The organism is Mesorhizobium sp. WSM4989 (genome assembly GCF_029625795.1).
GTDB lineage: Bacteria > Pseudomonadota > Alphaproteobacteria > Rhizobiales > Rhizobiaceae > Mesorhizobium.
Genome location: NZ_JARTVN010000002.1, coordinates 2,286,149 through 2,300,945 on the forward strand (window position 1 = coordinate 2,286,149; position 14,797 = coordinate 2,300,945).

Genomic DNA, 14,797 nt, shown 5'->3' on the forward strand with positions numbered 1-14,797 from the left:
ATCTCAATATCCGCCGACCCGCGCCGGCATGGGCGGCGCAGCGAACCCGGTGCGCGCCGGCTCCGCACGCGCCGGTTTGATGCGGGTCGGGCCGAGACCGGCGAGCCATTCGAGATAGAGCGCCAGTGCGAACTGCATGGCGATGCCGGCAGCGATCAACAACGTGTCATAGGCGAGGCCGCCCGGATTGATCAGCTTGAGCACCTGAGCGGCCATGGCAATCAGCGTGCCGGCAACGAAGACGGGCAGCGAACGCTTGCCGAGGATCGCCAGCGGATTGTCGGGCTTGGCGCGGAAAAGGTTCGATACGGCCGGCAGGGCGACTACCAGATAGCTGACGGCCAAGATATGCAGCAGCCGCGGCAGCGACAGGAAGGTCTTGTCGAAGCCGCCGATCACCACCGGCAGATTGAACCAGGTGATCTGCCCCCAGAGTGGGCTGTGCACCCAGATCGCCGCGCCCACCACATAGACGCCGGCGAAACCCACCAGCCACCGGTTTACGGGGATGGTGCCGCCGCGCTTGATATGCAGCATGGCGGCAAGGCCGATGTTGAACAGAAACTGCCAGGACAGCGGGTTCAAGAACCAGAGACCCGGCTCGGGATAATTCGGCGGAGCGATCTGCCAGATGCCGGCGACCAGCCACAGCAGCCCGGACACGGTCAGTGCCGCCACGGGCCTGTAGCTGACGAACAGAACGAAGGCCGGCGCCGCGAGAAGCAGCGCCGCATAGACCGGCAGGATGTTGTTGTAGCCGAGCTGATGGCCGAGGGTGACGATGCCGAAAAGCACCTCCGGCGTGTCCTTCATCAGCGGCTCGATGTTGATCATCTTCAACAGCTCCGGGCGGTGGGCGAACACGGCCGTGGCGGAAAACAGGGCGATCACCAGCATGGTGATGACGATGTGGGTGACGTAGAGCACGCCGGCGCGCCGCCACATCTTGAGGGTCGCCAGCAGCCTGCCCCCCGGCTTGAACTTGGTGCCATAGGCGAGCGCCACCGAGATGCCGGAGATCAAAACGAAGGCCTCTGCCGCATCGGAAAAGCCGAGGTTCTTGTAGGTCAGGTTTTCGAAGACGGTACCCGGCACGTGGTCGACGAAAATGGTGAGCAAGGCGAGCGCGCGCAGCACATCGATACGCGTATCGCGTTGAGAAACGGGGATGGTCATCGACAAAAGGCCTCAGAGCTGGTGTTTCATGTCCAGCAATGCGACCCCCGACGCACCGCTTCGATTCCTCCCGTTCGGGAGTGTATCGGCGCAGAAACGGCCCGAAATGCGCCAGGTTCAATCAACTTTCGCGGAGCTTGAAAACATTCCGTTTTGAAGCCGGCAAATCAGCGAAATCACCGTAGAATCAAAAGGATCTGATCATGTCCGAACATGACAGCAAAAACAGCGAGCTGCAGCGTGATCTGCCCTTTTCCTATCGTCTGATCAGACCGGAAAATGCGAGCGGCGAATGCCTTTTCGTGCTGCATGGATCGGGCGTGGACGAAGCGACACTTTTGCCGCTGGCGAGGCGGATCGCGCCGCGCGCGGTGGTTGTCGCAGCACGCGGCCGCATCCGCCAGGAGGACGGTTTTCGCTGGTTCGAACGAATCACGCCGACCAGCTTCGAGCAGTCGAGTATCCGCGCGGAGACGGCCGCTTTCGCCCAATTCGCAGTGGAAGCCGCACGGCTCCACGAGCTTGATCTCACCCGCGCGACCTTCCTGGGTTACTCAAACGGCGCCAATCTGGTTTCCACGCTGATGCTGCTTCATCCCGGCCTGGTCAGGCAGGCGGCGCTGCTCAGGGCGATGCCGGTGCTCGACGATGCGCCGGCGACGAACCTTGCCGGAACGCGGGTGCTGATCATCGCCGGCGCGGCCGACCAGACCTACGGCCCGTTCGCGCCAGCCTTGGTTACGCTCTTCAGCCAGCGCCGTGCCGAGGTCGATGCGCGCATCGTCGCCTCCGGCCATGAGTTCGGCGAAGCGGATGCCGCGATCGCCCGGCAGTGGCTTGCCGCGACCTCGACGCCGGCCGCCTGACGAGAGATAGACGCTGCTGCCAAGGCTAGCCCTGCCCCATCCGGTTCCAGGCATCCAGCCCGGCGATCTTGTAGGCTTCGGCCAGCGTCGGATAGTTGAAGGTGTTGTTGACGAAGAAGTCGACCGTGCCGCCGAGATTGATCACCGCCTGGCCGATATGGATGAGCTCGGTCGCACCCTCGCCGACGATATGGGCGCCGAGCAGGCGGCGCGTGTCGACCGAGAACAGGAGTTTCAGGAAACCTGAGTTGACGCCCATGATGTGGCCGCGCGAGGTTTCCCGGAAGCGCGCCACGCCGACCTCATAGGCGATCCCGCTCTCGCGCACCTGCTCCTCGGACTGGCCGACGGTGGAGATTTCCGGCACGGCGTAGATGCCGTAAGGAAACGTTTCCGGCGGCGGCGGCAGCGCCACGCCGAAGGCATGGCAGGCAGCCACCCTGCCCTGCTCCATCGAGGTCGAGGCCAGACTCGGAAAGCCGATGACGTCGCCGGTGGCATAGATATTGGGCGCGCTGGTCTGAAATGTCTGGGGATCGACCTTGATGCGGCCGCGGCTGTCGGCCTCGATGCCGACCATGTCGAGCCCGAGGCTGCCAAGATTGCCGCTGCGGCCTGCAGCGTAAAGCACGATTTCGGAGCGGATGGTGCGGCCGTCGGCAAGGGTCACTTCGGCATGATCGGGCTTGGAGGCGATTTCTTTTACCGTGCTGCCGAGGCGAATGGTCATGCCGCGGTCGCGCATCTGATGGATGAAGTCGTCGACGATTTCGCGATCGACGAAATCGAGGATGGTGTTGCGCGGCTCGACCAGCGTCACCGGCACGTCGAGCGCCGAAAAGATGGTCGCGTATTCGACGCCGATAACGCCGGCGCCGATGACGGTCAGCGTTCGCGGCAACCGGTTAAGTTCCAGCATCTCGTCGCTGTCGAAGACGCGTGTCTTGTCGAACGGCACGTCGCGCGGGCGGTGCGGCCTGGTGCCGACCGCGATCAGCGCATTGGCGAAACCGATCTCGCTGTAGTCGCCATTGTCGGTGGTCAGGCTGACCTTGTTGGCGCCGATGAACTTGGCCGTGGCCCGCGCGCTTTTGACCGCGTTGCGCATGAACTGATGCTGCAGCACCTCGACTTCGTGATCGAGCGTCTTGTGCAGGCGCTCGACGAGGTCGCTGACCGAAATATCCTGCTTGACCCGGTAGCCGCGCCCGTAGAAGCCGCGCTCGCGCCAGCCGGAGAGATTGAGCACGGTTTCGCGCAGCGTCTTGGATGGAATGGTGCCGGTGTGCACGGAGACGCCGCCGAGACGCCGGCCTCTATCGACGACCAAAACCGACTTGCCGAGCTTGGCCGACTGCACCGCGGCGCGGCGCCCGGAGGGGCCGCTGCCGATGACCAACATGTCGTAATCCATATTCCCCATCCCCTCGGCGTCTTTTTGCGCCGCAGCAGGCTAACGCGATCCGCGCCTGGAATTCAATCGCCGCAGCGCCGCTCGCCACAGCCTGCCGCGCCGGCGTCACGAGCAGTCCATCTTGATTCCGCCATCGGCTTTCACCATTTCAGAGGCGAATGGCCGAGACTTATTTCCGGCCTGTTGCGAGGGCATGACACATGAACACGCGCGTGCTGGACGGCGAGATTATCACCACAAGGCTCGAGGATACACGCGCCTACCGCGGCGTGCGCACCAGGCGCGTCTTCGCCTTCATCCTCGACTATTTCTTCGTGGCGCTGCTCACCATCCCCTTCGCCATATTGGTCGCCCTACTCGGGCTTTTGACCTTCGGCCTGGGCTGGGCCCTGTTCTCCGTCCTGCTTCCGGCGGTTGCCATCCTCTATATCTGGAACACGCTGGGCAGCCGCGACCAGGCCACAGCCGGCATGAAGATCATGGGCATCCGGCTTGAGAGGCTCGACGGCACGCGCATCGACGGCCTGACCGCCGTCGTGCATTCGGTGCTGTTCTGGGCCGGCAACGTCATCCTGACGCCGCTGGTGCTGCTGGTCACGCTGTTTTCCGATCGCAAGCGCACGCTGCACGACCTGCTTCTCGGCACCGTCGTCACCCGCACCGATAGCTGACGCTATGTGCGGCCGCCCTCGCCGCGCCGGTTGTGCTAGATTATGAACAGCTTGGGCCGGCCGAGACAGCACAATCCTGTTGAATTTTTCGCCGGCCGGGCCAAAGGTAGGGCGATTCGCAGGAGCGTGTCCAAGAATCGATGACGCAGCATCCGACCCAGTCGCCGCAGTTCTTCCTGACCGCGCCGTCCCCGTGCCCCTATCTGGAGGGCCAGTTCGAGCGCAAGGTGTTCACGCACCTTGTCGGCGACAAGGCGCCCGAGATGAACGATCTGCTCACTCAAGGCGGCTTCCGGCGTTCCCAGAACATCGCCTACCGACCGGCCTGCGAATCCTGCCGCGCCTGCGTTTCGGTGCGCATCCTGGCGCAGGAGTTCACCGCCAGCCGCAACATGCGCCGTGTCACCCAGCGCAATGCCGACCTCATCGGCGCCATGCACGACGCGCAGCCTTCCACCGAGCAATATTCGCTGTTTCGCGCCTATCTCGACGCGCGCCATCGCCGCGGCGGGATGTCCGACATGACAGTGCTCGACTATGCGATGATGGTCGAGGACACGCATGTCGACACCAAGATCATCGAATACCGGCGCCGCGGCCCCGACACCTTCATCACCGGCAAGGGCCAGGGTGAATTGATTGCGGTGGCGCTGACCGACAAGATGGCCGACGGCCTGTCGATGGTCTATTCCTACTTCAATCCCGATTTCGAGGACCGCTCGCTCGGCACCTTCATGATCCTCGATCACATCGCCCGCGCCAAGGCGATGGGACTGCCCCACGTCTATCTCGGCTACTGGGTCAACGGCTCGCGCAAGATGAGCTATAAGATGCGTTTCATGCCGCAGGAGCATCTCGGTCCGAAAGGCTGGGAACGATACGACCACCAAGCGGTCATTCGCTGACGTTTTTCCAAAGCCCGTTCTTAAACTGTTTCAAGGGGCAGGAAGCTGGTGTTTCCGCCACTCGCTGGAAGAGTGCGCCATCGATCCAGCCGCCGCCTGCAAATCATTGCGAGACCAATCATGTCTTCCCACCACGACCATCAGAAAGGCCTGCTGATCACCGCGATCGGCGGCCTGGTGCTCACCTTCGACATTCCCCTGATCCGGCTCGCGGATGGCAGCCCGTGGACCATCATGGCGCTGCGGACCGGGACAACGCTTGTCGCCACCCTGTTGATTTGGGTCGTCTGGCGCGCGGTGCGCGGCAAAGTGCCGAAGCTCATCCCCGGCTGGTCGGGCCTGGCGGCGGCGATCTGCTACGGCCTGACTTCGATCACCTTCGTCACCGCCGTCTATCATACCTCGACCGCCGACCTCGTCTTCATCCTGGCCTTCAACACCGTCTTCGCGGCGCTGCTCTCCTGGCTGTTCCTCAGAGAACGACCGCGGCTGAGCACCGTGATCGCAATGCTGGCGATGATCGTCGGCGTGCTGATCATCGTCGGCGGTTCGGTCGGCACCGGAAAACTGTTCGGCGATTTCATGGCGCTCTGCTCGGCCTTCTTCGTCGCACTCGCCATCACCATCTCGCGCGCCAGCGGCAAGGACATGGGCTTCACCGCGCTGGTCGGCGTCGTCCTTCCGCTGGCGCTCGCCGCATTCATGGTCTCGGGTGAAGGACTGCACGTCAACGCGCCATGGTGGATCATCTTCAACGGCGCGGTGATCATGCCGATCTCGTTCTTCTGTCTCGCCGCCGGCCCGAAATATATTTCAGGGCCGGAGGTGGCGATGTTTTACGTTCTGGAGACGGTGCTCGCGCCTGTCTGGGTCTGGCTGGTCTTTGCCGAGGCTCCGACACGAAACAGCCTGATCGGCGGCGCGATCCTGATCGTGGCGCTGGTAGCCCACTCGCTCTGGCAATTGCACGAAGGCCGCAGGCGCCGCGCGGCGCTCGCCGTCGCCTACCCGGCCTGAATTTTCCTGGTCTCAGGCGCCGTCTCGATCCGTGGCGGCCCGTTCCCTTCTTCAGCGGCAGGTGGAAGCTCATCCATCAGCTCGACCTCGCGCAGCCATTCGCGCCAGATGGCGACGAGCAGCGCCATCAGTACAGGGCCTATGAACAGGCCGAGGAAGCCCATCGTCTTGACGCCGCCGATCAGGCCGAAGAAGGTCGGCAGGAAAGGCAGCTTGATCGGCCCGCCGACCAGCTTCGGGCGCAGCGTCTTGTCGACGATGAAAAGCTCGACCGCGCCCCAGACGAACAGCGCAAGGCCCGCAAACAACTTGCCGCTGGCCGCGAGGTAGATCGACACCAGCGTAAAGGAGAGCGGCGCCCCGCCCGGGATTAGTGCCATGATGCCGGTAAGCGCGCCGAGCGTGACCGGCGACGGCACGCCGGCCAGCCAATAGGCGACGCCCAGCACCACGCCCTCGCCGATGGCGATGACGGTCATGCCGGTGACGGTCGATGAAATGGTAGCCGGCACGACGCGCGAGATGCGCTCCCAGCGCGTCGGCAGGATGCGCTCGCCGAGGCGATCAACCTGCGCCGCGAAGCCCTCGCCGTCGCGATAGGCAAAGAACAGCGCGATCAGCATGAAAAGCAGCGTGAGCAGCAGCCCGAAGGCGCTGCCGCCGGCGGCCAGCGCGCCGCGATAGATGGTGCCGATGTTGGAGCCGCTGACCATCTGGATCAATTCGCCGATGCCGCCGGGATGGCCGAGATTGGCCGTCCACTGCTGGTTCAGCCATTCGCCGACGACCGGCATGGTGGCGATCCATTGGGGCGTGGCAGAGCCGTGGCGGTTGGTCTCGATCGCCCAGACCACCCACTCGCGAAGCTCGTTGATGGCGTAAGTGCCGGCGAGCGCTATCGGCACCACCAGGAAGGTCAGAATGAACAGGATCGCGAGGGTCGCGGCGATCGTGCGGTTGCCGCCGACCCCGGCGAGCAGCCGGCGGTAGAGCGGCCAGCTGGCGAAGGCGATGACGAGCGCCGCCAGCACCGGGAACAGGAAGCCGTGGAAGAAATAGACGCCGGCGGCGACGATCAGCACCAGGAGCCAGCGCGCCGCCGACAGCGGCGGGATGACGGCAGCCCTCAGCGGCGCCGACAGACCGAACAGTCGCTGCCCTGGTTTCTGGATCTCAGCCCGCTTCAACGCGGCGGTTCTCCCCTGCCAGCTCGATGGTTGCTTATGCACCATCATAGTGCAGCAATCGTGACGATAGTCCAAATGTTTGCGCCTAGCCTCCTCCCCGTGAGGGAGAAGGTGGATCGGCACGTAGCGCCGAGACGGATAAAGGATGTTCCAGCGGAGCGAGACCTCTGCGTTCCTTGGAACACGCTCATCCGTCGCCTTCGGCGACACCTTCTCCCACACGGGGAGAAGAGGGAGCCCCGCTACCCGAACTTGCCCGTCCTCGGGAAACCCTTCGGCACCATGCGACCGGCGGCTGCACGGGCGCCGATCCACTCGGCCAATTCCTCGCGCGACTTGGTGAAGGTGCGGTCGGCCGAATCCTGCCAGGTCAGCCCCGCTGCAATCGTGAAGGTCTTAAGGTCCAGCACGCCGCCGTCCTTGTATTTCTGCAGTCGCACACCCTTGCCGCGCGCCATTTCCGGGATTTCGGACAGCGGGAAGATCAGCATCTTGCGATTCTCGCCGACGATGGCGAGATGGTCGCCGGCAACCGGAATGCAGCGTTTGGCCTCGTCCGGCGCTTTGACGTTCATCACCTGCTTGCCCTTGCGGGTGTTGGCGATCACCTCTTCCTCGGAGACGACGAAGCCGTTGGCGTCGTAGGAAACCAAGAGCAGCTTGCGCTTCGGGTCGTGGACAAAGGCGGTGACGATGTCCTGGTCGTTCTCCATGTCGACGATGATGCGGATCGGCTCGCCATGGCCGCGCCCGCCCGGCAGCCGATCGGCGCCGATGGTGTAGAACTTGCCGCCGGTGGTGAAGACCAGGATCTTGTCCGTCGTCTGCGCGTGGAAGGCGAGCTTCAGGCTGTCGCCTTCCTTGAAGGCAAGCTGCGAATAGTCGGTCAGGTGACCCTTCATCGCGCGGAGCCAGCCCTTTTCCGAAACCACGACGGTGACAGGCTCGCGCTCGATCATGGCGTGCGCGATATCGGTGAGGTCATGCTCGGGCGCGTCGGCGAACTGGGTGCGGCGTTTGCCGAGCTCGGTCTCCGGACCGAACTTCTTACGAACCTCAGCGACTTCCCACTTGATCGTCGCCCATTGCTTGGCGTCGGAGGCAAGCAATGCCTCGATCTGCTTCTTCTCCTCGGTAAGGCCGTCGAACTCCTTGCGGATTTCGATCTCTTCCAGCTTGCGCAGGGCGCGCAGCCGCATGTTCAGGATGGCTTCGGCCTGATTGTCGGTGAGCGACCAGCGGGCCATCATCACCTGCTTGGGCTCGTCCTCCTCGCGGATGATCCTGATCACCTCGTCGATGTTCAAATAGGCGATCAGATAGCCGGCCAGGATTTCCAGCCGCTTCTCGATCTCGCCCAGCCGATATCTCGAGCGGCGGATCAGCACGTCGCGGCGGTGATCGAGCCATTCCTTCAGCACGCCCTTCAGCGACAGGACGTTCGGCACCTTGCCGCGCGACAGCACGTTCATGTTGAGCGGGAAGCGGCTTTCGAGCTCGGTCAGCTTGAACAGCGATTCCATCAGGATGCCTGGATCGACGCTGCGGCTCTTCGGCACCAGCACGATACGGATATCCTCGGCGCTTTCGTCGCGGACGTCCTCGAGCAGCGGCAGCTTGCGCGCCATCAGGAGCTCGGCGATCTTCTCGATCAGCCTGGCCTTCTGGACGCCATAGGGGATTTCGGTGACGACGATGCTCCAGGTGCCCCTGCCCTGGTCCTCCTGGCTCCATCTGGAGCGCACGCGGAAACCGCCGCGGCCGCTCTCATAGGCTTCGAGGATCGAGGCGCGGCTGTCGACGATGATGCCGCCGGTCGGGAAATCCGGCCCTTGGACGAAATCCATCAGCTTCGCCACCGGCGCGTCCGGATGCTCGATCAGATGAAGTGCCGCGTCGCAAAGCTCGGCGGCGTTGTGCGGCGGGATCGAGGTCGCCATGCCGACCGCAATCCCGGACGAGCCGTTGGCGAGCAGGTTCGGGAAGGCGCCGGGAAGAACGGAGGGTTCCTCGTCCTCCTCATTATAGGTCGGCCGGAAGTCGACGGCGTCCTCGGTGATGCCGGCAAGCAGCTCGGTCGCCACCTCCGTCATGCGCGCCTCGGTGTAGCGCATGGCGGCGGCGTTATCGCCGTCGATATTGCCGAAATTGCCCTGCCCGTCGACCAGCGGGTAGCGCATCGAGAATTCCTGCGCGAGCCGCACCAGCGCGTCGTAGATCGACTGGTCGCCATGCGGATGGAACTTACCCATCACCTCGCCGACGATGCGGGCGCATTTGGCGAAGCCCTGATCCGGGTTGAGCCGCAAGAGCCGCATGGCATGCATGATGCGGCGATGGACCGGCTTCAGTCCGTCCCGCACATCCGGCAGCGCCCGGTGCATGATGGTCGACAGCGCATAGGCGAGATAGCGCTTCTCGAGCGCTTCCTTCAGATCGACCGGTTCGATGTTGTCGCCGCCGCCACTGTCTTCAGGCGGCAAATGCCTTTTGCCCATGGATTTGGACTAGCCGAGCGGGTGATTCGCGGCAAGCGCCGGGTTGGCAGTCGGCGGATTCGTCGCAAATGGCGACGTGAAGGATTTCACGGAAGCGGCAAGTTGAACATTCCAGTTTGCCCATTCTGCAACCGGCCCCGGCAGCAAGCGGGCTAACCGGCCAACATCAATCTGTTACATGCGCCCTCTATCTGGGCAGGCAACGCGCCGGCGCAGGAGAGCCGCGGTCTTCATGACAAATTCACCGCATCATGCAATGCGTGCCGGCCGGGTTTGCTTTTCATCGCCGTTTTCGACAAATGTGCCGGGAAACGCCTTGTTCCCGACCCGTTCGTCGCGGAATGGTGATGGAGTAGAATTCAAAAACACTTTTCAGGACAGGGAACTCGCCATGAAAATTCAACGCTCAATGCTCAAGAAACTGGCTTTTTCAACCATTCTGCTGGCCCTGCCGCTCAACACCGCCTTCGCCGCCGATCCGGCGGTGGCCGACCGCGTCAAGGCGGCCCTTGCCGCCCAGGGCGTCGACATTTCCTGGACCGGCGTCTCCGGCGACAATTCGAACGCGGTGCTGCAGGGCGTCTCCATCAAGCCGGCAGCCGAGAAGCAAGCCCTGCCGATCGGCGACGTGAAGCTGGAGGGCATCACCGAGGCCAATGGCGGCTTCGAGATCGCGACCGTCTCGAGCTCGGCCTTCGAGCGCAGCCAGGACGGCGTGACGCTCAACCTCAGCCCCGTTGTCATTCACGGCATGAAGGTGCCGGCCGAAGGCAGCACCGACCCGCTCGGCTCGCTGATGATGTACAAGTCGGCCGAGCTCTCCAACATGACCGTCAAGGTCGGCGACAAGACGGCCTTCTCGATGGACGGGCTGGCCGTCCAGATCACCCCGCCGGCCGACGGCAAGGCGATGGACTTCACCGCCAACACGGAAAAGTTCAACGCCGACCTGACACTGGTCGAGGACCCGAAGTCGAAGGAGGCGATCCAAGCGCTCGGCTACCAGAATATCTCCGGTACGGTCTCGATGGCCGGCACCTGGCAGCCCAGCGACGGCAAGATGGAGCTGTCGAAATACGACATCTCGGTCGAGAATGCCGGCACGCTCGGCATGACCTTCAATCTCGGCGGCTACACCCTCGACTTCATCAAGTCGATGCAGGAGATGCAAAAGAAGTTCGCCGCACAGCCGGAGGGTGCCGACAATTCCGCGCAGGGCATGGCCATGCTCGGCCTCTTGCAGCAGCTGTCCTTCAACGGCGCCTCGGTGCGCTTCGACGACGATTCGCTGACCGGCAAGGTGCTCGACTATGTCGGCAAGCAGCAGGGCATGTCCGGCAAGGACGTCGCCAACCAGGCCAAGGCGATCGTGCCGTTCGGCATGGCGCAGCTCAACAATCCCGAACTGACGGCCGAGGTATCGGCCGCGGTCAACAAGTTCCTCGACGACCCCAAGAGCCTAGAGATCTCGGCCGAACCGCCGGCGTCGGTGCCGTTCGCGCTGATCATGGCCGGCGCCATGTCCAACCCGCTCGACCTGCCGAAGACGCTGGGCGTGAAGGTCAAGGCGAACGAGGACTGATCGGGGCGCTTCGCACCTGCCAGCATTATCCAACGGCGGTTCGGATGATCCGGATCGCCGTTTTCGTAAGATCAGGGCCTGACCTCCTCGACGAAGGCGTTCGTCGCTCTTTACAAAGAGTATGTCGGACCACACCGGCCCGCCGTGACCCTCCTCGGGGTCTCGGGTTTGGCATTCCCGCAGCAATTGGTTGAAACCCGGGCGGTTGCCCACACGCTCTGACCCAATCCTTGAGAAAATGGCTCTGGGAGCGATGGCCAGCCGCCAATCGCTCCCAGGGCTACCATCGATTCAGGATGAGCCCCCGCGTCAGTCCTTCTTCGCGACGGCGACGCGCAGCGACAGCTCCCGAAGCTGCTGCGGGGTGGCCTCCGAAGGCGCGTTCATCAGCAGGTCATAGGCCTGCTGGTTCATCGGGAACATGGTCACTTCGCGCAGGTTCTTGGCGCCGACCAAAAGCATGACGATGCGGTCGATGCCGGCCGCCATGCCGCCATGCGGCGGCGCGCCATACTGGAAGGCGCGGTAGAGGCCGCCGAAGCGCTCCTCGACCGTCTGGCGATCGAGGCCGACCATCTCGAAGGCCTTGACCATGGTCTCCGGCAGGTGGTTGCGGATGCCGCCGGATGCGATCTCGAAACCGTTGCAGACCATGTCGTATTGGAACGCCTTGATGCCCAGCGGCTCCTGGCCGCCGAGCGCGTCGATGCCGCCCTGCGGCATGGAGAACGGATTGTGGGCGAAGTCGATCTTCTTCTCATCCTCGTTCCATTCGAAGAACGGAAAGTCGACGATCCAGCAGAGTTCGAAGCGATCGCGGTCGACGAGGTTCAATTCCTCGCCGGCGCGGGTGCGCGCGGCGCCCGCGAAAGAAACGAACTTCTTCGGGTCGCCGGCGACGAAGAAGGCGGCATCGCCATCGGCAAGGCCAAGCTGCTGGCGCACCGCCTCGGTGCGTTCCTCACCGATGTTCTTGGCGATCGGTCCGGCGCCTTCGAGCTTGTCGCCCTCCTTGCGCCAGAAGATGTATCCGAGGCCTGGCTGGCCCTCGCCCTGCGCCCAGGAGTTCATGCGATCGCAGAAGGCGCGGCTGCCGCCGGTCTTGGCGGGGATAGCCCAGACTTCGGCCTTCGGATCGTTGGCCAGGATGTTGGCGAAGACCTTGAAGCCGGAATCGCGGAAATGATCCGAGACCGCCTGCATCTCGATCGGGTTGCGCAGGTCCGGCTTGTCGGTGCCGTAGGTCCGCATCGCCTCGTCGAAGGGAATGCGGCGGAATTGCTGAGTCACCGGCTTGCCGGCGGCAAAGGTCTCGAAGACGCCGCGAAGCACCGGCTCCATGGTGGAGAGCACGTCATCCTGCTCGACGAAGCTCATCTCGAGGTCGAGCTGGTAGAACTCGCCGGGCAGGCGGTCGGCGCGCGGATCCTCGTCACGGAAGCAGGGCGCGATCTGGAAGTAGCGGTCGAAGCCGGAGACCATGATCAGCTGCTTGTACTGCTGCGGCGCCTGCGGCAGGGCATAGAAGGTGCCGGGATGGATGCGCGACGGCACCAGGAAGTCGCGCGCGCCTTCGGGCGACGACGCGGTCAGGATCGGCGTCGAGAATTCGGTGAAACCGACCTCGCCCATGCGCTTGCGCATCTCGGCGATGATCTTGGTGCGCGCAACGATGTTCCTGTGCAGCGTCTCGCGGCGCAGGTCGAGGAAGCGGTATTTCAGGCGGATGTCCTCGGGGTATTCAGGCTCGCCGAACACCGGCAGCGGCAGCTCCTTGGCCGCCGAGAGCACTTCGATCTCGCGCGCGAAAATCTCGATCTCGCCAGTCGGCAAATTGGCGTTGACGGTCTCCGGCAGGCGCGCCTTGACCTCGCCGTCGATGCGGATCACCCATTCGCCGCGCACCGTCTCGGCGACCTTGAAGGCCGGCGAGTCCGGGTCGGCGACGATCTGGGTCAGGCCGTAATGGTCGCGCAGATCGATGAAGAGCAGCCCGCCATGGTCGCGCACGCGATGCACCCAGCCGGACAGGCGGACCGAATTGCCGACGTCGGTCTTTCTCAATTGGGCACAGGTGTGGCTGCGGTAACGATGCATTGTCATTGGTGGAGTCCGGAATTGCGGGCGAAAGCCCGGCTGGAAAATTGGCGCGAAAAGCGCATGAGAGGCCGGCTTTGTCAAGGCAAGCGGTCACACGCAGGCGCGGTGCCCCAGGTCAGACAAAGTGGATTTCGGCACCCAGGCGCTCGAAATCGGCAAGGATGGGTGAAGGCGCCGTCTTGTCCACCACCAGATGGCTTATCGCGTCGGGCGCGGCGACGCGATAAGGCGCCGCGGTGGCGAGCTTGTCGTTGGTGACGACGATCACGATGCCGGCGCTATTCCCGGCCATGGCGCGCTTGACCTCCGCTTCCGCCGAATCGAAGGCGGTGACGCCACGCGAGGCATCGAGGCCGCAGGAGCCAAGGAAGAACAGATCGGCGCCAAGCTGCGCCACGGCGGCCAGCGTATCGCCGCCGACACAGGTGCCGAGGTCGCGGACATACCTGCCGCCCAGCACAAACAGCTCGACCAGGGGCAGATCGGCGAGTGCCGATGCGACGCCCGGCGAATTGGTAGCGACCGTCAGCTCTGGAGCGCGGGCTTCTTCGGCGCCGGGCTGTTCGGCGGCGCCATGGCGCATCTCGGCCTGTCGCCGCAGTTGCATCTGGCGCTGGTGGTGCCGATGGTGACCATTGCAACGGCCCTGTTTCTCGGCGGCTTCGAGCCGGCGCCCGCCCGCTTCGCCAACTCCGGCGACAAGGCGCCGATGTTCGCGCGGCCGACATTGCCGATCCTGGTCCTGGTCGCCGTGACGCTTTCGGCGATGCTCCTCGAAGGCGCCAGCATCGACTGGTCGGCGATCTACATGCGCACCGCCTTCGACTCCGGCCCCTTCGTCACCGGCTTGACCGTGGCGCTGTTTGCCTTCTCGCAGGCAACCACACGCTTTTTCGCCGACTCCTTCGTCGACCGCCACTCGCCAAGCGGGGTCGCGCGCGTGCTCTTGGCAGCGATGGCGGCCGGCGTGCTCATCGTCTTCTTCTCGCCGCTGCCGGCCGTTTCGATGCTTGGCTTTGCCCTGTTGGGCATTGGCAGCAGCGCCCTCTTCCCGCTGGCGGTCTCCGCCGCCGCGCAACGGACGGATCGCCCGGCGGCGATCAACGTCGCGGCGCTCTCACAGATTTCCTTCATCGCTTTCCTGCTCGGCCCGCCGCTGCTCGGCTTCGTATCGGACCATTGGGGCATCCGCTCCGCCTATGGCATCGGCATCCCCTTCATCGCGCTCAGCCTGCTGACGCTAGGTTCACTTGGCCGGAGGCCGGCCGCGGAGAACATCCATGCGTTTCCGGGCGAGACACCTGCTACGGTCGAGCTGGAGATAGAAATATGGGCCGGCAAGGCTTAGGACACCCCTACCCTAATTGGCAGCCCATCTCCT

General features: G+C 63.9%; 12 protein-coding genes. 6 read left to right on the forward strand and 6 right to left on the reverse strand.

What is annotated here, in order from left to right:
- Positions 1-3: 3 nt before the first annotated feature.
- Positions 4-1,176 carry an OpgC domain-containing protein gene (gene opgC, locus P9217_RS23980; protein ID WP_067330202.1) on the reverse strand — a complete coding sequence of 391 codons (1,173 nt, stop codon included), beginning with the start codon at positions 1,174-1,176 and terminating at the stop codon, positions 4-6.
- A gap of 203 nt (positions 1,177-1,379) precedes the next feature.
- On the opposite strand from opgC, the gene P9217_RS23985 reads away from it, so the two are divergent.
- Positions 1,380-2,042 carry an alpha/beta hydrolase gene (locus P9217_RS23985; protein ID WP_067330003.1) on the forward strand — a complete coding sequence of 221 codons (663 nt, stop codon included), beginning with the start codon at positions 1,380-1,382 and terminating at the stop codon, positions 2,040-2,042.
- Between the two features lie 25 nt (positions 2,043-2,067).
- On the opposite strand, the gene sthA is transcribed toward P9217_RS23985, so the two are convergent.
- Positions 2,068-3,456: a Si-specific NAD(P)(+) transhydrogenase gene (gene sthA / locus P9217_RS23990; protein WP_127216644.1), complete on the reverse strand. Its 1,389-nt coding sequence runs from the start codon at positions 3,454-3,456 to the stop codon at positions 2,068-2,070.
- Between the two features lie 200 nt (positions 3,457-3,656).
- Between sthA and P9217_RS23995 the strand changes: the two genes are divergently transcribed.
- The 3 genes from P9217_RS23995 to P9217_RS24005 all read left to right on the forward strand — a co-directional run bounded on the left by P9217_RS23995 (position 3,657) and on the right by P9217_RS24005 (position 6,049).
- Positions 3,657-4,127 (forward strand): RDD family protein, encoded by a 471-nt coding sequence (locus P9217_RS23995; protein WP_278055998.1) that lies wholly within the window; start codon positions 3,657-3,659, stop codon positions 4,125-4,127.
- A gap of 140 nt (positions 4,128-4,267) precedes the next feature.
- Positions 4,268-5,032, forward strand: coding sequence for an arginyltransferase (locus tag P9217_RS24000; RefSeq protein ID WP_278088070.1), 765 nt, complete (start codon positions 4,268-4,270; stop codon positions 5,030-5,032).
- 120 nt (positions 5,033-5,152) lie between these two features.
- Complete coding sequence (locus P9217_RS24005) at positions 5,153-6,049, forward strand: DMT family transporter (RefSeq protein ID WP_278088071.1); 897 nt, start codon at positions 5,153-5,155, stop codon at positions 6,047-6,049.
- On the opposite strand, the gene P9217_RS24010 is transcribed toward P9217_RS24005, so the two are convergent.
- Positions 6,037-7,236: an AI-2E family transporter gene (locus P9217_RS24010; protein WP_067329987.1), complete on the reverse strand. Its 1,200-nt coding sequence runs from the start codon at positions 7,234-7,236 to the stop codon at positions 6,037-6,039. The genes P9217_RS24005 and P9217_RS24010 overlap by 13 nt on opposite strands.
- A 242-nt stretch (positions 7,237-7,478) precedes the next feature.
- Positions 7,479-9,734, reverse strand: coding sequence for a DNA topoisomerase IV subunit A (parC, locus tag P9217_RS24015; RefSeq protein WP_278088072.1), 2,256 nt, complete (start codon positions 9,732-9,734; stop codon positions 7,479-7,481).
- Positions 9,735-10,125: 391 nt separating this feature from the next.
- On the opposite strand from parC, the gene P9217_RS24020 reads away from it, so the two are divergent.
- The gene (locus tag P9217_RS24020) at positions 10,126-11,316 is read left to right on the forward strand and encodes a hypothetical protein (protein ID WP_278088073.1); all 1,191 of its coding nucleotides are present in this window, start codon (positions 10,126-10,128) and stop codon (positions 11,314-11,316) included.
- A 309-nt stretch (positions 11,317-11,625) separates the two neighbouring features.
- On the opposite strand, the gene aspS is transcribed toward P9217_RS24020, so the two are convergent.
- Both aspS and P9217_RS24030 read right to left on the reverse strand, forming a co-directional pair.
- Positions 11,626-13,413 (reverse strand): aspartate--tRNA ligase, encoded by a 1,788-nt coding sequence (gene aspS / locus P9217_RS24025; protein WP_067329976.1) that lies wholly within the window; start codon positions 13,411-13,413, stop codon positions 11,626-11,628.
- Positions 13,414-13,531: 118 nt separating this feature from the next.
- Complete coding sequence (locus P9217_RS24030; RefSeq protein WP_245457249.1) at positions 13,532-13,999, reverse strand: DeoR/GlpR family DNA-binding transcription regulator; 468 nt, start codon at positions 13,997-13,999, stop codon at positions 13,532-13,534.
- Between P9217_RS24030 and P9217_RS24035 the strand changes: the two genes are divergently transcribed.
- Positions 13,991-14,764, forward strand: a complete 774-nt coding sequence (locus P9217_RS24035) for an MFS transporter (protein ID WP_278088074.1) — start codon at positions 13,991-13,993, stop codon at positions 14,762-14,764. The two genes, P9217_RS24030 and P9217_RS24035, sit on opposite strands and share 9 nt — an antisense overlap.
- Positions 14,765-14,797 lie beyond the last annotated feature (33 nt).